The organism is Phenylobacterium sp., assembly GCF_965229015.1.
Classification (GTDB): Bacteria; Pseudomonadota; Alphaproteobacteria; order Caulobacterales; family Caulobacteraceae; genus Phenylobacterium.
This window is the reverse complement of record NZ_CBDDIM010000001.1, coordinates 20,407-40,943: the sequence shown is the minus strand read 5'-3', so window position 1 is coordinate 40,943 and position 20,537 is coordinate 20,407. Positions and strand designations below refer to the sequence as shown.

The 20,537-nt window shown below is 71.6% G+C and carries 21 protein-coding genes; 12 read left to right on the top strand and 9 right to left on the bottom strand.

What is annotated here, in order from left to right:
• Positions 1 to 72 precede the first annotated feature (72 nt).
• Positions 73 to 1,056: an NADP-dependent oxidoreductase gene (locus ACO06I_RS00200; RefSeq protein ID WP_421930615.1), complete on the top strand. Its 984-nt coding sequence runs from the start codon at positions 73 to 75 to the stop codon at positions 1,054 to 1,056.
• A gap of 24 nt (positions 1,057 to 1,080) precedes the next feature.
• Here the strand turns inward: ACO06I_RS00200 and ACO06I_RS00195 are convergent, their stop codons facing one another.
• Positions 1,081 to 1,716 (bottom strand): TetR/AcrR family transcriptional regulator, encoded by a 636-nt coding sequence (locus ACO06I_RS00195; protein ID WP_421930614.1) that lies wholly within the window; start codon positions 1,714 to 1,716, stop codon positions 1,081 to 1,083.
• Positions 1,717 to 1,826: 110 nt separating this feature from the next.
• Here ACO06I_RS00195 and ACO06I_RS00190 point away from each other — a divergent pair, with 110 nt between their 5' ends.
• Genes ACO06I_RS00190 through ACO06I_RS00180 form a run of 3 tightly spaced genes read left to right on the top strand, consistent with a single transcriptional unit; the run spans position 1,827 to position 5,993 of the window.
• Positions 1,827 to 3,290 (top strand): efflux transporter outer membrane subunit, encoded by a 1,464-nt coding sequence (locus ACO06I_RS00190; RefSeq protein WP_421930613.1) that lies wholly within the window; start codon positions 1,827 to 1,829, stop codon positions 3,288 to 3,290.
• Positions 3,291 to 3,328: 38 nt separating this feature from the next.
• A complete protein-coding gene (locus tag ACO06I_RS00185; protein WP_421930612.1) occupies positions 3,329 to 4,441 on the top strand; it encodes an HlyD family efflux transporter periplasmic adaptor subunit in 1,113 nt (370 codons plus the stop codon).
• 13 nt (positions 4,442 to 4,454) lie between these two features.
• Positions 4,455 to 5,993, top strand: a complete 1,539-nt coding sequence (locus ACO06I_RS00180) for a DHA2 family efflux MFS transporter permease subunit (protein WP_421930611.1) — start codon at positions 4,455 to 4,457, stop codon at positions 5,991 to 5,993.
• Here ACO06I_RS00180 and ACO06I_RS00175 read toward each other — a convergent pair.
• Entirely contained in the window at positions 5,990 to 6,682 is a 693-nt protein-coding gene (locus ACO06I_RS00175; RefSeq protein WP_421930610.1) for a DJ-1/PfpI family protein, read from the bottom strand. The two genes, ACO06I_RS00180 and ACO06I_RS00175, sit on opposite strands and share 4 nt — an antisense overlap.
• An 84-nt stretch (positions 6,683 to 6,766) precedes the next feature.
• Here ACO06I_RS00175 and ACO06I_RS00170 point away from each other — a divergent pair, with 84 nt between their 5' ends.
• Positions 6,767 to 7,705 carry a GlxA family transcriptional regulator gene (locus ACO06I_RS00170; protein WP_421930609.1) on the top strand — a complete coding sequence of 313 codons (939 nt, stop codon included), beginning with the start codon at positions 6,767 to 6,769 and terminating at the stop codon, positions 7,703 to 7,705.
• On the opposite strand, the gene ACO06I_RS00165 is transcribed toward ACO06I_RS00170, so the two are convergent.
• Together ACO06I_RS00165 and ACO06I_RS00160 are read right to left on the bottom strand one after the other, a co-directional pair.
• Positions 7,702 to 8,259, bottom strand: coding sequence for a DUF1003 domain-containing protein (locus ACO06I_RS00165; RefSeq protein ID WP_421930608.1), 558 nt, complete (start codon positions 8,257 to 8,259; stop codon positions 7,702 to 7,704). The two genes, ACO06I_RS00170 and ACO06I_RS00165, sit on opposite strands and share 4 nt — an antisense overlap.
• A gap of 115 nt (positions 8,260 to 8,374) precedes the next feature.
• Positions 8,375 to 9,457, bottom strand: coding sequence for a cell wall hydrolase (locus ACO06I_RS00160; protein ID WP_421930607.1), 1,083 nt, complete (start codon positions 9,455 to 9,457; stop codon positions 8,375 to 8,377).
• Positions 9,458 to 9,794: 337 nt separating this feature from the next.
• On the opposite strand from ACO06I_RS00160, the gene ACO06I_RS00155 reads away from it, so the two are divergent.
• The 4 genes from ACO06I_RS00155 (at position 9,795) to ACO06I_RS00140 (ending at position 11,840) form a co-directional block, all read left to right on the top strand.
• On the top strand, positions 9,795 to 9,977 hold the full coding sequence (locus tag ACO06I_RS00155; RefSeq protein WP_421930606.1) for a hypothetical protein: 183 nt from the start codon (positions 9,795 to 9,797) through the stop codon (positions 9,975 to 9,977).
• A gap of 186 nt (positions 9,978 to 10,163) precedes the next feature.
• A complete protein-coding gene (locus tag ACO06I_RS00150; protein ID WP_421930605.1) occupies positions 10,164 to 10,562 on the top strand; it encodes a hypothetical protein in 399 nt (132 codons plus the stop codon).
• Between the two features lie 179 nt (positions 10,563 to 10,741).
• Entirely contained in the window at positions 10,742 to 11,113 is a 372-nt protein-coding gene (locus ACO06I_RS00145; RefSeq protein ID WP_421930604.1) for a hypothetical protein, read from the top strand.
• Positions 11,114 to 11,351: 238 nt separating this feature from the next.
• Positions 11,352 to 11,840 (top strand): hypothetical protein, encoded by a 489-nt coding sequence (locus tag ACO06I_RS00140; RefSeq protein WP_421930603.1) that lies wholly within the window; start codon positions 11,352 to 11,354, stop codon positions 11,838 to 11,840.
• On the opposite strand, the gene ACO06I_RS00135 is transcribed toward ACO06I_RS00140, so the two are convergent.
• From ACO06I_RS00135 to ACO06I_RS00120, 4 genes are all read right to left on the bottom strand, one after another.
• On the bottom strand, positions 11,837 to 14,041 hold the full coding sequence (locus ACO06I_RS00135; RefSeq protein ID WP_421930602.1) for a CHASE2 domain-containing protein: 2,205 nt from the start codon (positions 14,039 to 14,041) through the stop codon (positions 11,837 to 11,839). The genes ACO06I_RS00140 and ACO06I_RS00135 overlap by 4 nt on opposite strands.
• 3 nt (positions 14,042 to 14,044) lie before the next feature.
• On the bottom strand, positions 14,045 to 15,352 hold the full coding sequence (locus tag ACO06I_RS00130; RefSeq protein ID WP_421930601.1) for a FecR domain-containing protein: 1,308 nt from the start codon (positions 15,350 to 15,352) through the stop codon (positions 14,045 to 14,047).
• A complete protein-coding gene (locus tag ACO06I_RS00125) occupies positions 15,349 to 16,056 on the bottom strand; it encodes a response regulator transcription factor (RefSeq protein WP_421930600.1) in 708 nt (235 codons plus the stop codon). Before ACO06I_RS00125 ends, ACO06I_RS00130 begins: the two co-directional genes overlap by 4 nt.
• A 91-nt stretch (positions 16,057 to 16,147) precedes the next feature.
• A complete protein-coding gene (locus ACO06I_RS00120) occupies positions 16,148 to 17,020 on the bottom strand; it encodes an alpha/beta fold hydrolase (protein ID WP_421930599.1) in 873 nt (290 codons plus the stop codon).
• A gap of 161 nt (positions 17,021 to 17,181) precedes the next feature.
• Here ACO06I_RS00120 and ACO06I_RS00115 point away from each other — a divergent pair, with 161 nt between their 5' ends.
• Positions 17,182 to 17,769, top strand: coding sequence for a thioredoxin domain-containing protein (locus tag ACO06I_RS00115; protein ID WP_421930598.1), 588 nt, complete (start codon positions 17,182 to 17,184; stop codon positions 17,767 to 17,769).
• Between the two features lie 2 nt (positions 17,770 to 17,771).
• On the opposite strand, the gene ACO06I_RS00110 is transcribed toward ACO06I_RS00115, so the two are convergent.
• Positions 17,772 to 18,362 carry a TetR/AcrR family transcriptional regulator gene (locus ACO06I_RS00110; protein ID WP_421930597.1) on the bottom strand — a complete coding sequence of 197 codons (591 nt, stop codon included), beginning with the start codon at positions 18,360 to 18,362 and terminating at the stop codon, positions 17,772 to 17,774.
• A gap of 57 nt (positions 18,363 to 18,419) precedes the next feature.
• On the opposite strand from ACO06I_RS00110, the gene ACO06I_RS00105 reads away from it, so the two are divergent.
• Positions 18,420 to 19,412 (top strand): alpha/beta fold hydrolase, encoded by a 993-nt coding sequence (locus ACO06I_RS00105; protein ID WP_421930596.1) that lies wholly within the window; start codon positions 18,420 to 18,422, stop codon positions 19,410 to 19,412.
• Positions 19,409 to 20,461, top strand: a complete 1,053-nt coding sequence (locus ACO06I_RS00100) for an alpha/beta fold hydrolase (RefSeq protein WP_421930595.1) — start codon at positions 19,409 to 19,411, stop codon at positions 20,459 to 20,461. The genes ACO06I_RS00105 and ACO06I_RS00100 overlap by 4 nt, the downstream gene beginning before the upstream one ends.
• The last annotated feature ends 76 nt before the right edge of the window (positions 20,462 to 20,537 follow it).

Below are 20,537 nucleotides of genomic sequence, written 5' to 3'. Positions count from 1 at the left end.
TTTTCTGGCATGACCCAAGGTGAGGGTCCGACTAGCGTCCGAACGATTGTTTGAACCATTTCAGGACGCCCCATGACCACCGCCCGCCAGATCCATCTCGTCCGCCGCCCGAACGGCAAGCCCGTCGCCCAGGACTTCGCCCTGGTGGAGGCGCCCGTCGCCGACGCCGGCGAAGGCGAGATCCAGGTCACCGCCCTGCTGATGTCGGTGGACCCCTATATGCGGCCGCGCCTGGACGCCGATCAGGCCCTGGACGCGCCCCTGCTGGGGGGTGGGATCGGCCGGGTCGTGCAGTCCAAGAACCCCAAGTTCAAGGAAGGCGACCTGGTTCGCCACGGCGCGGGCTTCCGCGAGGTCTTCGTCTCCGACGGTCGCGGCGTCTCGGTGCTGCATCCCGATCCCGACCTGCCCCTGACCGTCTACATGCACGCCTTGGGCGGCACCGGCATCACCGCCTATGGCGGCCTGCTGGAGACCGGCGCCCTGAAGGACGGCGAGCAGGTGATGATCTCGACGGCCGCCGGGGCCGTGGGCTCAGTCGCCGCCCAGATCGCCAAGCTCAAGGGCTGCTACGTGGTGGGAACCACCGGATCGGACGACAAGGTGGCCTGGCTGCGCGACGAGGTGGGGCTGGACGCGGTGATCAACTACAAGACCCAGCCGCTGGCCGAGGCGGTGAAGGCCGCCACGCCCAAGGGTATCGACGTCTACTTCGAGAACGTCGGCGGCGCGCACCTGGACGCGGCCCTCCCGCGCATGAACGTGCGCGGCCGCATCCCGGTCTGCGGCATGATCTCGACCTATAACGGCGACGGCGAGGGGGTGAAGAACCTCTTCAACCTGATCTATGGCCGGGTGCGGATGGAAGGCTTCGTGGCCAGCGACTTCCCGCACCTGAACCAGGCCTTCCTGGCCGACATGACCGGCTGGCTGAAGGCCGGGAAGATCAAGTACCAGGAGACCGTGCTGGACGGCTTCGAGCGCGCGCCGGAGGGCCTGATCGGCCTGTTCGAGGGCAAGAACACCGGCAAGATGCTGATCCACATCGCCGACTAGGACAGATCGCGTTCTCCCTTCCCTTCATGGGAAGGGAGGCGCTCGCCTCGGCCCGTAGGCCGCCAGGAAGACGTTCACGGCGGTCTCCACATCCTTGGCGATGCGCTCGGCCGACGGCTCGGGTTCGATGCCCAGCATGCGGCGCAGGTGCATTTCGCCCTTCAGGAGACCGCTCAGCACGTGGGCGGCCTGGAGCGGGTCCGGGGCGTGGATCGAGCCCCGCTCATGGGCCTGGGCCAGATAGGCCGCCAGCCGCGCCGAGCCCTCCTGCGGGCCGGCCTCGTCGAAGCGGCGCGCGAGCTCGGGATTGCGCGGGCCTTCCTCGATCACCAGCTGCATGGTGCGCACCGCCTGGTCCGAGACGATGGCGGTCATCAGTTCGATACCCAGCTTGGTCAGGGTGGTGCGCACGTCGGCGCCGCCGTCGTCCATGACCAGGGCGCTCTGGATCACCGAGCACTGCTCCGTGATGATCGCCGAGAACAGGTCTTCCTTGTTCTTGAAGTAGGCATAGAGGGTCGCCTTCGAGCCGCCGAGTCGCTCGGCGATCATCGACATCGTCGCCGCCGCGAACCCGTGTTCGAAGAACACCTCCCGCGCGGTCTCCAGAATCCGGTCCCGACGCTGGTCGCGGATGCTCTTGGCGATGCCCTGTTTCATAAATCGTACCGTACCGTACAGTTTTGCCTTGACGCAAGTCCTGACGCAGGGGTAAGGCGAAAATATGAACCGTACCGTACGGTTTTGTTCCTGGTTAACGAGCTCCCCCCATGCGTCACCTGTCTCTCCTCCCCAGCCGCGAAGGCGGCGTATGGTCTCGTCGACTGGCGAACGCGGCGAGCGCCGCGGCCCTGACTGCCGCGCTCGCCGCCTGCGCCACCCTGCCCCCGGCCACCCAGCGGGCCACGCCGCTGGCCGCCGAGTCCCTGGCCTCCACACAGACCTTCGCCGCCAATGACAGCGCCTGGCCCGCCGACGGCTGGTGGCGCGCCTACGGCGATGCCCAGCTCAACGGCCTCATCGACGAGGCGCTGGCCCAGTCCCCCGACATCGCCGCCGCCCGCGCCCGCCTCGCCAAGGCCGAAGCCCTGGCGGGCCAGAGCCGCGCGGCGCTCGCCCCCACCCTGGACGCCACCGCCCAGGTCCAGGCCGTCAAGCAGAGCTACAACAACGGCTTCCCCGCCGCCTTCGTCCCCAAGGGCTATGACAACAGCGCCCGGGCCAGCCTGAACCTCGCCTATGACCTCGACCTCTGGGGCGGCAAGCGCGCAGCCCTGGCCGCGGCCGTCGGCCAGGCCCAGGCCGCGGCCATCGACAGCCAGGCCGCCCGCCTGGCCCTGTCGGCCGCCGTGGCCGAGGCCTATGGCGACCTGGCCCAGGCCCATGCCGACCTCGAGGCCGCCCGCGAGGCCCTGCGCATCCGCCAGGAGACCGCCACCCTGATCGACAACCGCCTGGCCAGTCAGCTGGAGAACCGCGGCGCCCTGCTCCGAGCCCAGTCCGGGGTGGCCGCCGCCAGGGGCGACGTCGCCGCCCTGGAGGAATCGGTCGCCCTGACCCGCAACCGCATCGCCGCCCTGCTGGGGGAAGGCCCCGACCGCGGCCTGGCCATTGTTCAGCCGCAGGTGGGCGGCCTGCGGGCCTTCGGCCTGCCCGCCGACGTCCGGGTGGCCCTGGTGGGCCGCCGTCCCGACCTGGCGGCCGCCCGGCTGCGCGCCCAGGCGGCCGGCGAGCGGATCAAGGCCGCCAAGGCCGACTTCTATCCCAACATCCAGCTCTCGGCCTATTTCGGCCGCCAGAGCCTCGGTCTGGACGCCTTCACGATGAAGGGCTCCGACATCGGCGGCATCGGGCCTGCCATCACCCTGCCGATCTTCAACGGCGGCCAGCTCCGCTCCGCCTATGGCGCGGCCGGCGCCGACTACGACGCCGCGGTGGCCGACTACGACGCCACCCTGGTCCAGGCCCTGCGCCAGGTGGCCGACGCCGCCGCCAGCAGCCGCGCGCTGACCGAACGCCTCGCCCAGAGCCGCCAAGCCCTGGAGGCCTCTCGCCAGGCCCACGACATCGCCGTGGCGCGCTATCGCGGCGGGCTATCCACCTATCTCGACGTGCTGACCGCCCAGGACGCCCTGATCGCCAACCAGCGGACCGTGGCCGACCTGCAGACCCGCGCCTTCCTGCTCGACATCGCCCTGACCCGCGCCCTTGGCGGCGGGTTCGCCGCCGCCTGACCGACCTCTCCCCTCCCCCTCTTCAAGGCCTCCCCGCCATGTACGATTCCGAAGACGTTCCCGCCGAAGCCGCCGTCGCCGCTCCGCTCTCCCCCCCGCCCGTTCCGGCCTCCAACCGCCGCCGGCTGTTCGCCCTGCTGGGGGGAACCGTCGTCCTGGGCGCCCTGCTGACCGGCGGCTGGACCGTCGCCGAGGGCGGCAAGCATGTGGAGACCGACAACGCCTATGTGGACGCCGCCACCGCCCAGGTGACGCCCCTCACCGCCGCCGCCGTCGTGGCCGTGCCGGTGATCAACACCCAGGCGGTGAAGGCCGGCCAGCCCCTGGTGGTGCTGGACAGCGCCGATGCTCGGCTGGCCCTGGCCCGCGCCGAGGCCGAACTGGCCCAGGTGCAGCGCCGCGTCGTGGGCTACTACGCCAGCGACGACGCCCTGCGCGCCGAGGTGGCCGCCCGCGCCGCCCAGGTGCAGAGCGCCCGGGCCAACCTGGCCCGCGCCGGCGTCGACTATGACCGCCGCAAGGCCCTGGCCGCCGGCGGGGCCGTCTCCGGGGACGAGCTGACCCAGGCGCAGAATTCCCTGGCCACCGCCCAGGCCGCCGTGGCCGCCGCCGTGGCCCAGGAGCGGGCCGCCGAGGGTCAGAGGGCGGTCAACAGCGCGCTGATCTCCGGGGTCGGCCAGGCCGACAATCCCGAGGTGGCCGCCGCCCGCGCCCGGGTGGAGCAGGCCAGGCTCGACCTCGCCCGCACCGTGATCCGCGCCCCTATCGCCGGCGTCGTCGCCAAGAACGACGTCCAGGTGGGCCAGAGGGTGCAGGTGGGCCAGGCCCTGATGAGCATCGTCCCGGTCGAGCAGGCCTATGTGAACGCCAACTTCAAGGAACAGCAGCTGCGCAAGGTCCGCGTCGGCCAGCCGGTGGAGCTGAAGTCCGACCTCTACGGCGGCGGGGTGAAGTATCGCGGCACGGTGGTGGGGGTCTCCGGCGGCACCGGCTCGGCCTTCGCCCTGATCCCGGCCCAGAACGCCACCGGCAACTGGATCAAGGTCGTGCAGCGCCTGCCCGTCCGCGTCGCCATCGACCCCGCCGATCTCAAGGCTCACCCCTTGCGCGTCGGCATGTCCATGAGCGCCCAGATCACCACCGGCCGCTGAGGCCAGACCCGTCATGGCTCTCGCAACAGTCGCCAACGGCCGCGCCCAGCCCCTGAGCGGCGCGGCCCTCTGGGGCGCCGGCATCCTGCTGGCGCTGGCCAACTTCGTCGCGGTGCTGGACCTCAGCATCGCCAATGTCTCGGTGCCCAACATCTCGGGCGCGCTCGGCGCCTCCACCAGCCAGGGAGTGTGGATCATCACCTCCTACGCGGTGGCCGAGGCCATCACCGTGCCGCTCACCGGCTGGCTGGCCGCCCGGTTCGGGCCGGTGCGCACCTTCGCCACCGCCCTGATCGGGTTCGGGATCGCCTCGGCCCTCTGCGGCCTGGCCCCGTCCCTGGGGCTGCTGGTGTTCTTCCGGGTATTGCAGGGGATCTGCGGCGGGCCGCTGATGGCGCTCTCCCAGACCCTGCTGATGCAGATCTTCCCGCCGGACAAGCGGCCCGCGGCCATGGGTCTGTGGGCCGTCACCACCCTGGTGGCGCCGGTCTGCGGCCCCATCCTCGGCGGCTATCTGTGCGACACCTTCGGCTGGGGCTCGATCTTCCTGGTCAATGTGCCGGTCGCCATCCTGGCCGGGGTGATGGTCTGGCGCACCCTGTCGCGCTACGAGGGCCTCACCCGCCGCGCCCCCTTCGACGGTGTGGGCCTGGCCCTGCTGGTGGTCTGGATCGGGGCCCTGCAGATCCTGCTGGACCTGGGCAAGGAGCGCGACTGGTTCCAGTCGCCCCTGATCGTGGCGCTGGGCCTGGTGGCCCTGGTGGGCTTCGCGGCCTTCATGATCTGGGAGCTCACCGAGAAGAACCCCATCGTGAACCTGAAGGTGTTCCGCCACCGCGGCTTCAGCACCTCGATGATCACCATGTCCCTGGTGATGGGCGCCTTCTTCGCCACCAATGTCCTGACCCCGCTCTGGCTGCAGTCCAACATGGGCTACACCGCCACCTGGGCGGGCTACGTCACCGGCATGATCGGCATCCTGGCCATCTTCAGCGCCCCGATCACCGCCCAGGTCATGGCCCGGGTCGATCCGCGCCGGATCCTGTTCATCGGGGTCTCGTGGCTGGCCTTCACCACCTTCATGCGCAGCCACGGCGAGAGCCAGATGACCTTCGGGCAGATCTCGCTGTGGCTGTTCGTGGCCGGAGCGGCCATGCCGATGTTCTTCCTGCCGGTGACCACCGTGGCGCTCGGCGCGGTCGATCCGGAGGAGACGGCCGACGCCTCGGGCCTGCTCAACTTCATCCGCACCATGTCGGGCGCGGTGGCGACCTCGATCGTCAACACGGTCTGGGAGAACAACGCCACCAGCAACCACGCCGACCTGGTCGCCGCCATGCCCAACGCCCAGGCCACGGTCGACAGCCTGACCCCGTCCATGGGCGCGGCCCAGGCCCTCGGCGCGGTGAACAACCTGGTGGGCTCCCAGGCGGTGATGCTGGCCACCAATCAGCTGTTCCTGGCCTGCGCCGGGGTCTTCGCCCTGGCCGCCGCCCTGGTCTGGCTCACGCCCCGGCCGGCCCGGGAGGTGGACACCAGCGCCGCCCACTAGGTCGCGGCGGTCTCCAGCCGGCGCGCGGCCTCTTCGGCCGCGCCCTGGCGGGACGCCATGGCGCCCGACATCATGCCGCGCACGGCGGCCAGGATCTCCGGCGGCGCGGTCTCCGGACTGCCGGCGTTGAAGGGCGGGTCGGGCTGGTATTCCAGACCGAGCTGGATCGACTGGGCCAGGGTCTCGCCGGCCAGCTCGGCCACCATGGTGAAGGCGAAGTCGAGGCCCGCGGTGACCCCGCCGCCGGTGATGACATTGCCATCGCGCACCACCCGGCCCTCGGTGACGATGACGCCGAAGGGCTTGAGCTGGTCCTTCCAGGCCCAATGGCAGGTGGCGCGCTTGCCCTTCAGCAGGCCCGCGGCCGCCAGGATCAACGAGCCCGTGCAGACGCTGGTGAGGTACTTGGCGCCGGCCGCCAGCCGCTTGATATCGGCCATGAAGGCCTCGTCCAGCATGGCCGCGGTGGTCCCGAAGCCGCCGGGAATGCAGAGCACGTCGCAGGCCTCCACCTTGGACAGGTCGGCCAGGCCCGTGAAGGTCAGCCCATCGGCCTCGATATCGGCGGCGCCGGCCGAGGCGACGATGAGCTTCGCGCCGGGGATGCGCGACATCACCTGGTGCGGGCCGGTGAAGTCGAGGTGGGTGACGCCCGGATAGAGCGGAAAGACGATGGTCGGGTCGGACATGGCGGTGGTTCCCTGGAAGTTGACGAGCTCAGGATCGCAGCCCTAGGGTCTGGCCGAAATGACATTCTTACCTCGGATTCCGCCATGCCCCGCAAGATCGGCTTCCTGATCTTCCCCGACTTCCAGCTGCTGGACGCGGCCGGTCCCCTGGGGGCGTTCGAGATCGCCGGGCGCTATCGGCCCGAGGCCTACAGCCTGAAGGTCATGGCCGCCGATGCCGGCCAGGTGATGAGCTCCTCGGGCGCCGGCATGGGCGCGCAGGCCCTGGACGAGGATCTCGACACCCTGGTGATCTCCGGCGGCATCGGGGCCAGCAAGGCGTCGCGCGATCCCCGCCTGAAGGCCCATATCCAGGCGGTCGCCGCCAAGGCGCGCCGCACGGCCAGCGTCTGTTCGGGCGCCTATCTGCTGGCCGAGGCCGGCCTGCTGGACGGCAAGCGCGCGACCACCCACTGGGCCCGCAGCGCCGAGCTGCAGAAGCGCTATCCCAAGGTCCGGGTGGAGGCCGACCGCATCTTCGTGCGCGAGGGGCCGATCTGGACCTCGGCCGGGATCACGGCGGGGATCGACCTGTCCCTGGCCCTGATCGCCCAGGACCTGGGAGAAGAGGTGGCCCGGCAAACGGCCCAGACCCTGGTGGTCTATCATCGCCGGCCGGGCGGCCAGTCGCAGTTCTCCGCCCTGATCGAGATGGGCGGCCAGGGCGGGCGGTTCTCGGACCTTCTGGACTGGATGCGGGAGCACCTGGCCGAGCCGCTGACCGTCGACCGGCTGGCCGACCGGGCGGCCATGAGCCCGCGCCATTTCGCCCGCGCCTTCGCCGCCGAGACCGGCATGACGCCCGCCAAGGCGGTGGAGCGCCTGCGCCTGGAGACGGCGCGGGAGCGGGTGGAGGCGTCGGCCGATCCCATCGACAGGGTGGCGCTCAGCGTGGGCTTCGGTGATCCCGAGCGCATGCGCCGGGCCTTCCTGCGCGCCTTCGGCCAGCCGCCCCAGGCCCTGAGGCGCGCGGCGCGCGCCTAGGTTTTCGTCTTGGCTATGGCCGCCATCTGGGCCTTCAGCAGGTCCAGGGTCTCGTTCTGGGCCTTGACCAGCTTCACCAGCTCCTCGTTGCGCAGGGCGTCGAGCTTGTCGTGCAGGTGCATGATCTCAAGCTCGGCGCGCAGATTGACCACATAGTCGTGCTCGGCGTTGGCCCGATCGCGGGCCGCGGCGCGGTTCTGGCTCATCATGATCACCGGCGCCTGCAGGGCCGCGATCATCGACATCACCAGGTTGAGGAAGATGAAGGGATAGGGGTCGAAGGCCAATTGCTTGGTGAGGGCGTTCCAGGTCACCCAGGCGATCAGGACGCCGAGGAAGCCGAAGATGAACCGCCAGGAGCCTCCCACCTCGGCGATGGTGTCGGCCAGCCGCTGCCAGAACGTGCGGTCGTCATTGGTGAGCTGAGGGTTGAGGCCGCTGGGGGCCTCGGTGGCGATCAGGTCGATGACGCTGCGCTGGACCGGCGTCAGCTCCTCGTAGCTGCAGCCCAGCAGGGCCTGGGCCAGCTCGGCGTTCCGATCCAAGGCGTTCAACGGCGCACTCCTTCGCTCAGGCTTCCGAGGGCGCGAGCATCATCGCGCGCACGGCCCTGCCGCAAGCGGCAATGCGCTCTTCAGGCGTCGGGAATGCGGCGAAGGCGCCGGGCCGTCAGGAGCTGGCGGCCGAGGAGCTGGTCTTCATGGCGGTCTCGGCGGGCTTGGCGGCCGGGGCGGAGGCTGGCTTGGCCTTGGGCGCCTCGGCCTTGGCCTTGGCGTCCGACGCGGGCGGCGGGGCCTCCGCGGCCTCGGAGGCCTTGACCAACGGGCTGTCGGCGGGACCGGAAACCACCACGGCCGAGGCCAGGCGGAAGTCCGGCGCGCTGGCGACCGAGCTCGCGGCCGGGGTCGGGGCCAGGCTGGCATAGGCCACCGGCGCCTCGTTCAGATCGCGGCCCGCGGCGCGGGAGTCGGCCACATAGGTGGCCGGCGCGGCGCCGCGTCCGAAGCGGTAGAAGACGTGGGTTCCCACCTGGGCGACGCGGATCATGCGGCCGCCCCAGTTGGGGGAGACCCCGGTGGTGTGGAAGTTGGTGGCGTCGCCCACCGAGGCCATGACGGCCCCCGACAGGGCGCGAGCGGCGACCTGCTTGGCGCGGTTCCAGGCGATGGCCTCGCGGCCCCGGCGCATGGAGCCGTCGCAGGCGAAGCTGAACTGGCAGCCGCGCGCCCGGGCCGCGCCCTGGAACACCACGCCGCAGACACTCTTGGGATAGGCCGGGTGGCGGACGCGGTTGAGGACGACCTGGGCCACGGCCTGTTGGCCGGTGGCGGCCTCGCCCCGGGCCTCGAAATAGACCGCCTGGGTCAGGCACTCGAGCTCACGCGAGCTCTCCATGACCCCGGCCATGCGGAAGGGCGCGGCGGCCGGAGCCAGCGGGCCGGCGAAGGCGGCGCGCAGGACCAGGGCCGAGGCCGGGCTGCGGTCGCGCTGTTCGAGGCGGGCGGTGAGGATCGCGGTCTGGCGGTCGCGCTCGGCGCCGCCGGCCACGGTGAAGGGGTCATGACGGCGGGCGACGCGCAGCACGCCGGGATCCATGGCGGCGGCTTCGCGTTGAAGAACGGACTCGGAGAAACCGCCGGCGGCGGCTTCGGCCAGCCGGGCGGCGCGTTGGTGATCGGTGGTCGCGCGGGCCATGCCGCCGGCCAGGTAGGCCGCGCCGAGGGCCAGGCCGACGCCTGAACCCAACAACACAGCGCTGGTCAACGCTCGCCAATCGGCGCGCGCCTGAGGTTTAGCTAGCAAAGGGTGGTTGTCCCGTGTGGCGAGGGCGAAGGCGCCCCCAGACATCGTTGCTGCTAGACGCCCCTGCACTTGCTGGCGGCGTTTCGCGGCGGGCTTGCTCCTTACACGTCGGAAGACAAGCCATGGCGAAGTTGCCGGTGCTTATGACGGCTAGCTTCACGATTCGCAACCCCATATTGCAGCGCAGCATAAATTGCCTGTGGATTTCTTGCCGGGCGCCCCCATCCGGAACCTCCACCGTTGTCCGCCGTTCCTCCGCCCGAGACCCTTCAACCGGAGCCATGTCATGCGGAAAACCTTGAGCCTGATCGCCGTCGCCGGCGTCGCCCTCACCCTGGCGGCCTGCGGCCACAACGTCGAACAACGCGCCGCCACCGGCGCGGCCACCGGCGCCGTCCTGGGCGGCCCCGTCGGCGCCGTCGCCGGCGCGGCGGTCGGCACCGCCGTCAGCAAGTCGGTCGACAAGTAGGACATCCTGGCCCCGCCTCGCGCGGGGCCATAGTCCAACTGCGTCATGCCCGCGGCTGGCCCCTGGCTAGGATCGTATTTCCAAATGCGATTCTGGGGGCCCCGTCGTGGGACACGTCATCTATGCCGTCCTGGCCCTGGCCGTCGTGGTTGCGATCACCGTCCTGGGCGGGCATCCTCTCTGAGCATGAAACGCCGCCTGCCCCTTCTTCTCCTGGCCGGACTCACCGTCTGCGCCTCCGGAGCCCAGGCCGCGCCCGCTTGGCGCGTGCAGCAGGCCTGCGCCCTGAAGCGCTATCTCGGCGCCACCCCGGCTTTCGCCACCGCCTGGGGACGCGACACCTCCCAGGTCTCCTACGGCGGCCGCACCGCCGCCACGGCTTGGCGGGAGGAGCCGGGCCGGGTCAACTACGTCAAGGCCATGGCCTCGGGCCGCGCCTTCGCCGACCGCGCCGCCGACCTGTTGGCCCGCCGCAACCGCATCACCCGCGAGGACGCCCTGCGCGTGATCGGTTCGGACCGCGGCCCCTGGCCGGAGGTGACCGAGGCCAAATGCGACGCCCTGGAGCGGATGGCCTCGCGCTAGCCCCCCGCGGCGCCCGCCAGGGTCGAGCGCCGAGTCCGAGGCGCCCGGCCTTACGGCGGCGATCGGCTGCGGCGGCCAACTGTAAAGCAATGTAAAATCGAAACCCGCACAGGGGTTTCCACGCTCAAGCTCTGCTAGGACTTCGTTAAGGGTAACCCGCAACGCAAGGTCGCACGCAGATGTCGGACACAGACGAAGTCGCCCTGGCGCGGCGTATGAAGTTGGCCAAGACGTGGAACGTCAATCCGCTGGTGGCCGAGATCGTCGAGATTCTGTTGATCTATGGCGGATCGGCCCACCGCAACCTGGTGGCCGAACGGATCGCCATGCGCCGGACCGAGGAACGTATCTCCGACGGCCTGCGGCGCGAGATCTTCGAGGCCTTCGACGCCCACTGCGAGGGCGCGGCCCGGACTGGCCAGCCCAGCCTGATCTTCCTGCCCTTCGGTGAAGGCTCCCACCGGTGGGCCCTGACCCCCGACGTCCAGAGCTTCCTGGAGCGCGGCCCCCTCAACCTGGCCCGGCCGGTCCGGCCGGCCTGTTCGCGATGACCTCGATCCCCGCCTTCGTCAGGCTGGCCTTGCTGGTCGCCGCCTCGGCCTCCGTCTCCGGCCTCGTCCTGGGCCTGGCCCTCTTCCATGCCTGATGTCATGAACCCGCTGCGCCGGCGCCTGCTCCTGGCCTTCGCCCTGGTGGCGAACTTCGCCGCCTGGATCTTCATCCTGCGCGAGGTGCTGCTGCCGCTGGTCTCCGATTGACGCCGCCGCCGCCGGATCGGAGAGTCGCCCGATGGCCGCCAAGATCCTGACCTCCCTCGCCGCCGCGGCCCTGCTGGCCGGATGCGCCACCCCGCCCCAGGCGGTGCGCGCCGGCGACCCCGCCTTCGCCGACGGCAAGACCCTGGCGCTGGCCCCCAGCGCCGCCACGCCAGGGGATCGGGCGCGGCTCGACCAGGCCGGCGCCCTGGCGCTCGACCGCCTCAAGGCCCGCGACGCGCGCCTCGGCGATCCGGCCAGCGCCGACTATCTCCTGCAGGTGACCTTCGCCGCCTTGCCCAAGGGCGTCGGGGTGATGCGCGACAAGGCCGGGGACTGGCTGGCCGATCCGAAGGCGGGCCGGCGTTGGGGTCTGCGCGGCCCGGCCTATGCGCTGAACGTCACGGCCATCGACACCAGGACCGGCAAGGCGGCCTTCTCGGCCACCGCCACCGAGCGCGCCCACGGCGAGCCCGCCGCGGCGGTGGATCGCCTGGTCACCGCGGCCCTCGCCAGACCCTAGGCCATCTCCGGCAGGTCGACGATGAAGTGTGCGCCGCCGCCGGACGCGGTCTCGTAGCGCACCTGGCCGCCGTGGCGCACCACCACCGAGCGCACGAAGGCCAGGCCAAGCCCCGCCCCCGGATCGCCCCCCTGGGGCCGGTCGAAACGCTGGAAGGGCTCGAAGACGGCGGCGGCCTCCTCGGGCGTCAGCCCCGGGCCCTGGTCGGTCACCGAGACCATGATCCGCCCCGCCTCGCGGGTGAGCGCGACGGCGATCCTCGCGCCGGGCGGGCTGTATTTCACCGCGTTCTCGAACAGATTGGCGAAGGCCCGCGCCAGCAGTGAGTGGTCGCCCAGCGTGAAGGCCGGCTCGTCGCAGCCGGCCTGGACGAAGGTCACCTTCTTCTGCTGGGCCTGGGGCCAGAGCTCGTCGGCCATCTCGCAGACCATATCGGCAAGGTCCACCGGCTCGCGGCCGAGGGCGGCGGCCTCGGCCCGGGCGAACTGCACGAAGCCGTCGGCCAGGGCCAGGGTGCGCCGCGCATTGGCGGCGATGCGGCCGACCATGGTGGGCTCCAGCCCCGGAGACTGCTGCAGCAGGGCCAGGATCGAGGTCTGGGGCGAGCGCATGTCGTGGGTCAGCAGCTGCAAAGCCTGCTCGCGCTGGCGCGCAGTGGCCATCAGTTCGGTGGCGTCGGCCAGGCCGATCACCTCCCCGGCCGGCCCCTCCCCCTCGCCCCGGCGCGGGGCGGTGTGCAGCAGCAGGGTGCGGCCGTCCCGCAGGGCCAGGGGCCGTGACTGGGGTCCGGTCAGGTCGCCCGCCTCCAGCGCCACCGGCTCCAGGCGCCGCAGCAGGTCGACCAAGGGGACGCCCACCAGGCCCTCTCCCAGCAGGGCCCGGGCTGGAGCGTTGGCCTGGATGACGACGCCCTGCGCGTCGGTCACCAGGGTGGCGTCCGGCAGGCTGGCGAGGATGTCGTCGGCGAAGCGGCGCAGGGCGTCCATGCGCGAGATGGCGCCGCTGAGCGCCCGGGCCTGGCTGGCGACCACGTCGGCCACCGGGCCGTGGGCGGTGGCGGCCGGCGCCTCCAGGTGGCCGCCGAGCCGCTCGAACTCGGCCTTCAGGAAGTCGCTGGCCATGGCCAGCCGCCGCCAGCCCCAGACCGGGAAGACCAACAGCAGGATGGCCAGGGTCGTCACCGGCGACAGCCACAGGTGCGCCAAGCCGAACAGGCCGACGCTGAGGGCCAGGACGGCCGCGCCCAGGCCGGCGGCGAGGCCGAGGTTCTGGGCAGGCTTGAGGGTCAGGAAGCCGGTCATCAGGGCCCAGAGCGGCAGGATCGCCAGGGCCAGCCGCCAGGGCCGCCCGGCCTCGCCGCGGGTCAGGCCATGGTCGAGCGCGTCCAGGATATTGGCCTGCAGCTCCACCCCCGACATGCCGCCACTGGAGCCCCCCATCGGCGTTTGGAAATGGTCGGTCATGCCCAGCGCCGTGGCGCCCACCAGCACGCGGCGGCCGGTGAAGAAGGCGGCCGGGACCTCGCCCCGCAGCACGCTGCCGAAGCTCACCGTCCGATAGGCGCCCGGGGGGCCGGCGAAGGGGATCATCTCGCCGACGCAGGGGGCCGCCCCGGCCGGGGGCAAGGGCCGGCGCTGGCCCAGCACCACCTCGGCCAGGGGACGCGGCGCCGGCCGGGCGCAGCGTTCGCGGTGGCGCACCACCCCGTCGGGATCGGGCCGGATGATCACCTGGCCGACGCCCTCAGCGGCCACGGCCAGGGGCCCCGCCGGTGGGACCTCCCGCAGGCCCGCGCCGTTGAAACCCTGCTCCACCAGCACCGGCAGGAAGACCGAGCCCAGGTCCGTCATCGCCCTGGCCAGGTCCGCGTCGGCCGGATCGGGCTCGGTGAACAGGACGTCGTAGACCACCGCCCTCGGCGCCATGGGCGCAAGCACCCTCAGCAGCTCGGCGTGCCGGGCGCGCGGCCAGGGCCAGCGGCCAAGCTCGGCCAGGCTGCGGTCGTCGATGGCCACGATGATGAGATCGGGATCGGCGGGGCGGCCATTGAGCAGGGCCAGGGCGTCGTAGACCGCCCCGTCGGCGCGGGCCAGCAGGCCGTTCCAGCTGGCCAGCCCGGCCGCTGCGGTGGCCAGGACCGCCACCAGCAGCCACTCCAGCAGCAGTCGTCGGAAGGCCGGCGATCGCCCGGGCTCCGGCATGGGCTACCGGCCGACGACGAGGTCTTGCAGGCCGCCGACCTTCTCGGTGATCTTGCCGCGGTTCAGACGAGTGGCGATGACCCGCCAATAGTATGCGCCCGGCGGCAGGTCGGTGAGCACCACCTGGGGCGCCTCCAGTCCCGGCTGATCCACCAGGGCGGTGGTGGCCTGCGCCTCGCCGAACAGCTGGAAGCGGTAGGTCCGCACCCCCTGGCCGGTGGCCGTCCACCGGAACAGGTACTGGCGCAGCTTGCCGACCTTTTCCGCCGCGGCCTGGCCGGGCTCCAGGATGTTGAGGTCGCGCTCGAAGGCGTAGTTGGAGGCCGCGCCCTCCAGGCCCTGGGCGTCGATGGCGGTGGCGCGGACGAAATAGGCGCCGTCCGGCACGCCCTCGAAGGTGACCACGGTCTTGTCGGTCCGGGTCTCGGCGAAGGTGTCGATGAAGCCCGCGTCATTGGCCAGTTGCAGGCGATAGGCCACGGCTTCGGCCACCGGTTCGATCTCGAAGGTAACCACCGCGTCCTCCTGGGCCCGGCCGCCATGGGCGAGCCTGGGCGTCGGGGGCAGCGGGGTGGGGGCTCCCACCGCGTCGGGGGTGACCCTGACCCCAAAGGTCTCGGCCACGGCCACCTCGGCGCCGGAACCGCTGACCCCCACCAGGCCCTTCAGCACCTCGGTGGTGGCCTGACCGCCGCCGAGGGCGGCGACCCGGAACTCGGTGCCGCGCACCGCCGACACCGACAGCGGCGTGCGGATCTGGAAGCGGGAATTGGGATTGGCGCCCGGGGTGGCCGAGGTGGAGCTGCGGCCGGTGTCCAGGTCGAAGACCCGCAGCAGGCCGCCGGTCATCGGAACCTCCCGCAACTGGCGCACCCGGGCGCTGGAATTGGAGGGCAGGGTCAGTCGACTCTCGTCGGAGAGCTCGACGGTGAGGAAGCCGTTGGCCTGGGTGCTCAGGGTCATGCCCTCGACGATGGGCAGGCCCACCCGCGGGGTCACCGGCCGGCCGGCCTGCTCGATCCGCACGGCGCCGGAGAAGGCGACCAGCTCGGCGGTGATCGGGACGGTCCGCATGACCCGGTAGGGCACGACCACCGTGGCGCCCGGCTGCAGGCGCCGCGGATTGGGGATGCGGTTCAGGCGCCGCACGGTCTCGTAGTCGCCGGGGCGGGCGAAGTAGCGGCGGCCCAGGTCGTAGAGGTTGTCGCCCTTCTTCACCACATAGCGGGCGTCCGGGGCGGGGGGCGGTCCCTGCTGGGCCAGGGCGGCGCTGGGGACCGCGAGCGCCAGGAGCAGGGCGAGCACCTTCACTGGGCGTCCTCCAGGACCGGTTGGCAGCGCTCCAGCCGGTAACCGAAGCCGTAGACCGTCACAAGCCGGAAGCCGCTGGCCGGCCGCAGGGAGAGCTTGCTGCGCAGGCGCGAGATGTGGGCGTCGAGGGTGCGGGTCTCCAGGTCCGCCCGGTGGCCCCAGACCCGCTCCAGCAAGTAGTCGCGGCTGAGCGCCCGGGACATGTTGCGGAACAGGGTGAGCGCGAGCTGGAACTCCTTGGCGGTGAGCTGCTCGGTCTTGCCGTCGCGGGTAGCGGTCTCGGTGGCTGGATCGAAGGTCCAGCCCTCATGGGTCTCGCCGCTGGTGGGGGGCGAGGTCGGATAGGCCCGCCGCAGCAGGGCGGCCACCCGCGCCAGCAGGATCGAGGGCTCGAAGGGCTTGACCAGATAGTCGTCGGCCCCGGCGTTCAGCCCCGCCACCACGTCGCTCTCCACCGAGCGGCTGGTGACCAACAGGACGGGCGGGGTGGCGGGCAGCAGCTCGGGCAGGCGCTTGAGGACCTCGATGCCGCTCATCTCCGGCATGTTCCAGTCCATGATCAGCAGGTCGAAGGTCTGTCGGCGCAGGTCGGCCAGCAGGGCCGCGGGCTTTTCGTAGACATGGCAGCGATGACCGGCCTGGCGCAGCATGGCGGCCAGCAGGTCGTTGTGGGCCTGGTCATCGTCCAGGACGGCGATGTTCATCCTTGCGCTTCCCACGACACCTTCGACTGGCGGCAAGCTTAACCTTCGCCGGTTCGTCCGGCCCCTGAATTCTCGCCCAGGTTACATTCCTTTACCTTCCAGCCTGCGGCGGATTGTTAAGGGCGACAAAGCGGGCGTAGCCCTCGACATATTCCGCCGGGATGAAGCCGGCCATCATGGCGCTCAGGTGCCCCTTGCCGGGCAGGACCAGGTTGGTGAAGTCCTTGAGCTCCCGGGCCATGCGGTGGGTGCGGGCGTTGGGGCGGTCGTACTCGCCGTTGATGGCCATGACCGGGAAGTCGATCCTCGACAGGTCCAGCTTGGTGAGCGTCGCCATCATGCGGCCGGCCATGTCCTCCATCTTGCGCACCGCGCCCGCGCCGGCCACGGCCTGGACCTTGGCGCGGATCCTGTCGCCGAGGTCGTTGCCCACCTCCTCGCCCTTGGCCTGGCGGCGCGCCTTGACCTGGGCGTTGGCGGCGGCCTCGTCGGGCGCCTCACCGGTGACGTCGGGCGGGACCTTGTCCCTCCACTCGCCGACCTCACTGATCCCAGAGCCCTGGAAGCAGGCGGTGATGAACCGCTCGGGGGCGCGGGCCAGCAGCTGCAGGGTCACCCCGCCGCCCATGGAGTAGCCGGCGATGTGGGCCTTGCCGATCCCCATCTGGTCCATGAACTCCAGCACGTCGTCGGCCATGTTGAAGTGGCTGTGGCGGGCCCCGCCCGACAGGCCGTGGGCCCGCATGTCCAGGGCATAGACGTGGTTGGTCTCGGCCAGCTTGGGGGCGATGCCGTTGGAGAACCAGTTGCCGATGGCGCTGCCGCGGGCCCCATGGATCAGGATCACCGGCACGCCGGCGCCGGCCTCCACATAGTGCAGGCGGGTCCCGTCCCTGACCGTGAAGAAGCCGTCCGGCCAGCGCGGCGGCGGTGCGGCCGGCTCGGCCGCGGTCGTAACCGACATGAAGTGCCCAGGAATGAACGCGACTGAAATGGCTTGGGTGGCGGGCAATGAATCCGCCGGTCCCCACTATGACGGCTCGCGCCCCCCGGCGCCAACGGCCTCGGTTGACAGGCGAGCCCGGCCCGGTGTCCTGGAGCGGTCACAGTTCCAGGAAGCTTTCCGTGCGCCTCCCCCTGCTCGCCCTCCTCCTGCTCACCGCCGCGGCGCCCGCCCCCTACCCCACCGGCGATCTCTCGCTGGGCAAGGCCAAGGCCAGGATCGTGGTGGAGGAGTACGCCTCCCTGAGCTGCACTCACTGCGCCCACTTCAACAACGAGATCTTCCCGGCCTTCAAGGCCAAGTACGTGGACACCGGCAAGGTCCGCTACGTCCTGAAGGAGTTCATCACCGAGCCGGCCAATGTGGCCGCCGTGGGCTTCATCACCGCCCGCTGCGCCGGGGCCGCCAGGTACTTCCAGGTGGTGGAGGGCCTGTTCCGCCGCCAGGCGGAGATCTACGAGACCCGCCAGCTGCGCCCGGTGCTGCTGGACGTGGCCAAGCAGGCCGGCCTCAGCGAGGCCCAGGTCACCGCCTGCGTCAACGACCCGGCCAACCGCGAAGCCCTGGAGACCCGGGTCAGCGAGGGGATCGCCCGCGGCGTGGACGGCACGCCCACCTTCTACGTCAACGGGGTGAAGGTGGAGGCCGGCGTCGGCACGCTGGCCGACCTCGACGCCGCCATCGCCGCGGCGGGGAAGAGCAAGAAGTAGGGCTAACGCACCGCGCCGCGGGCCAGGGCGTCGAAGGCCGCGCGGATCGCCTGTTCGGTCACCGCATCGGGGGTGAGCTGGTGCTGATGCAGGAAACCGAGGCTTAGCGCCTGCAGCGCCGCCACCAGGTCTGCGGCGGGCATGGCCAGGACATCGGCATAGTTGGCCGCCACCGCCGCGGTCAGGGCCGCCAGGCCCTCCGCCTGCAGGGCGGCGGCGCGACGGCGCAGCTCCGGCTCCGCCATCATGTAGATCTGGAACTCGACGATCAGCCGCTCGACGCCCCCCACCCGCGGCAGGGTGGCCACCAGGGCGTCGGCGGTGGCGCGCAGCTGGTCGGCCAGGGTCCCGCCCGCCACATAGGCCGGCTGCAGGGTCAGGGACTGGCTCTCCGCCACCGCGAACATCAGGTCGGCCTTGCCGGCGAAGTTGGCGTAGATCGCGCCCTTGGTCATGCCGGCCCGCGCGGCGATCTCGTCCAGGCTGGCGGCGACGAATCCCTTCTCCAGGACCACCGCGAGGGCCGCGGCGATCAGGCGCTCGCGGGTCTTCTGGCGCTTTTCGCCGGTCTTCGAAGCAGATCCGAGAGGCATGGCTTGCCACATACCATGGGTATTATATACTGCGAGTATATTCTGGAGGGGTGCGCGATGGGGTGGATCGTCAAGGGCGGGCTGGGGCTGGTGGTCGTCGTCGGTGTTGTCCTGGGTCTGGCCCTGGTGGCCGAGAGCCTGGCGCGGCGGCGGGACGCGGCCCTCTATCCGCCGCCGGGGCGGATGATCGCGGTGGACGGCCGGCGGCTGCACATCCGCTGCCTGGGCCAGGGCGCGCCGACGGTGGTGCTGGAGGCCGGGGGCGGCAATCCGGCCATGCTCGCCTTCCCGGTCCAGGACCGGGTCGCCCGGGTCACGCGGGTCTGCGCCTACGACCGGGCCGGACTCGGCTGGAGCGATCCGGCGCCGGACGGGCGCACCTTCGAGGACCGGGCCCGGGAGTTGCACGCCCTGCTGGCGGCGGCGGGCGAGCACGGCCCCTATGTCCTGGCCGGCGAGTCCCTGGGCGGCCTTGTGGCCCGCACCTTCACCCGCCTCTATCCGGACGAGGTGGCGGGCGTCGTGCTGGTGGACGCCGCCGAGGAGCAGTTCTTCTTCGGAAAGCTCGACAAATTCCGTGCTCAGAGCGGCCAGTGGAAGGCCTATGCGCTCGCCGCGCGCCTGGGCCTGACGCGCTGGCTCATCGTCCACCAGCCTGAGAGGGCGGGCCTGCCCGCCGGCATGCCGCTGGACGAACGCCGCCGCTTCGCCGCCCTCTTCAGCCGCCCGGCCTATCTGGCCGCCCTGCCCCAGGAGGTGGAGGCCTATGAGCTGGCCCCGCCGGAGCAGCGGAGGGCGGGCGGGTTCGGCGGCCTGGGGAACCGGCCCCTGGCGGTGATCTCCCACGGCCGGCCCTTCACCGGCCCCCAGGCCTGGATGGAGGACGGCTGGGCGGCCGGCCAGGCGCGGCTGGCGACGCTGTCCACCGACAGCGAAACCCTGATCGCCACCCGCTCCGGCCACGCCATCGCCCAGACCGAGCCCGACCTTGTGGCGCAGACCATCGCGCGTGTGGTGGCTAAGGTGCGGGCCAGGGGGACCCCACCATGACGGCGATGCTCGGCATATTCGGCGCGGTCGCGGGCCTGCTGGCCGCGGCCCTGGTCTACCGCGGCTGGCGCCGGCTGAGCGTGGCGCGGCGGCTGGTGATCCGCACGCCGAACGGGATCGACCAGGCGGGCTTCGTGGAGATCGGCGGCCTGCCGCAGTGGGTCTCGATCCGCGGCGAGGACCGGGCCAACCCGATCCTGCTGGTGGCGCACGGCGGGCCGGGCGGCAGCCTGCTGCCCTTCACCTATCTCGCCTGGCGGTCCTGGGAGCGGGACTTCACCGTCGTCCAGTGGGACCAGCGCGGCGCCGGGCGCACCTTCATCCGCGGCGGGCCGCGGGGCCAGGGCCAGCTCTCCATCGACCGCATGGCGGCCGACGGGATCGAGGTGGCCGAGCACGCCGCGCGCACGCTCGGCCAATCGAAGGTGATCCTGGCCGGCCTCTCCTGGGGCACGATCCTGGGCGTCGAGATGGTCCGGCGCCGCCCCGACCTGTTCCACGCCTATGTGGGCGCGGGCCAGGTGATCGACATCCAGGCCAATGAGGCCGTCGGCTATCAGGGCCTGGCCGACCGCATCGCCAAGGCGGGCGACGCCAAGGCCGCCGCGGCGCTCGCCGCCATCGGCCCGCCGCCCTACGCCGACCTCAAGACCCTGCTGGCGCAGCGCAAGATCCTGCAGCGCTTTCCCCCGGCCAGCGAGAAGGGCGTCATGGGGCGGCTGATGCTGGGCATGCTGTTCCTGCCGGGCCTGTCGCTACGGGCCGCCTGGTTGCACGGCAAGGCGCCCCACTTCGCCGCCGGCCAGCTGGCCCCGGCCCTGATGGCCTACCGCGACTCCGGCGCCCCCTTCGCCGTCCCGGTGGTGTTCATCCAGGGGGAGGAGGACATCCAGACCCCCACCTCCGAGGTGGCCGCCTACTGCGCCGCCATCACCGCGCCGTCCAAACAGATGGTGCTGATCCCGGGCGGCGGCCACATGGCGATGGTGGCGCTGGCCGAGGACTTCCGGCGGGCGCTGGTGACGCACGTGCGGGGGTTGGCGGGGTAGGTTTGCGCGCTCCCCCCGCTAGGACGATCGCATAGGCGCGCGGGCACAGATGCTCCCCCTCTGGGGGAGCTGTCAG

Coding starts and splice junctions, on each gene's coding strand:
- ACO06I_RS00200 (WP_421930615.1), top strand. CDS start 73: ATGACCACCGCCCGCCAGATCCATCTCGTCCGCCGCCCGAACGGCAAG.
- ACO06I_RS00195 (WP_421930614.1), bottom strand. CDS start 1,716: ATGAAACAGGGCATCGCCAAGAGCATCCGCGACCAGCGTCGGGACCGG.
- ACO06I_RS00190 (WP_421930613.1), top strand. CDS start 1,827: ATGCGTCACCTGTCTCTCCTCCCCAGCCGCGAAGGCGGCGTATGGTCT.
- ACO06I_RS00185 (WP_421930612.1), top strand. CDS start 3,329: ATGTACGATTCCGAAGACGTTCCCGCCGAAGCCGCCGTCGCCGCTCCG.
- ACO06I_RS00180 (WP_421930611.1), top strand. CDS start 4,455: ATGGCTCTCGCAACAGTCGCCAACGGCCGCGCCCAGCCCCTGAGCGGC.
- ACO06I_RS00175 (WP_421930610.1), bottom strand. CDS start 6,682: ATGTCCGACCCGACCATCGTCTTTCCGCTCTATCCGGGCGTCACCCAC.
- ACO06I_RS00170 (WP_421930609.1), top strand. CDS start 6,767: ATGCCCCGCAAGATCGGCTTCCTGATCTTCCCCGACTTCCAGCTGCTG.
- ACO06I_RS00155 (WP_421930606.1), top strand. CDS start 9,795: ATGCGGAAAACCTTGAGCCTGATCGCCGTCGCCGGCGTCGCCCTCACC.
- ACO06I_RS00150 (WP_421930605.1), top strand. CDS start 10,164: ATGAAACGCCGCCTGCCCCTTCTTCTCCTGGCCGGACTCACCGTCTGC.
- ACO06I_RS00145 (WP_421930604.1), top strand. CDS start 10,742: ATGTCGGACACAGACGAAGTCGCCCTGGCGCGGCGTATGAAGTTGGCC.
- ACO06I_RS00140 (WP_421930603.1), top strand. CDS start 11,352: ATGGCCGCCAAGATCCTGACCTCCCTCGCCGCCGCGGCCCTGCTGGCC.
- ACO06I_RS00135 (WP_421930602.1), bottom strand. CDS start 14,041: ATGCCGGAGCCCGGGCGATCGCCGGCCTTCCGACGACTGCTGCTGGAG.
- ACO06I_RS00125 (WP_421930600.1), bottom strand. CDS start 16,056: ATGAACATCGCCGTCCTGGACGATGACCAGGCCCACAACGACCTGCTG.
- ACO06I_RS00120 (WP_421930599.1), bottom strand. CDS start 17,020: ATGTCGGTTACGACCGCGGCCGAGCCGGCCGCACCGCCGCCGCGCTGG.
- ACO06I_RS00110 (WP_421930597.1), bottom strand. CDS start 18,362: ATGCCTCTCGGATCTGCTTCGAAGACCGGCGAAAAGCGCCAGAAGACC.
- ACO06I_RS00105 (WP_421930596.1), top strand. CDS start 18,420: ATGGGGTGGATCGTCAAGGGCGGGCTGGGGCTGGTGGTCGTCGTCGGT.
- ACO06I_RS00100 (WP_421930595.1), top strand. CDS start 19,409: ATGACGGCGATGCTCGGCATATTCGGCGCGGTCGCGGGCCTGCTGGCC.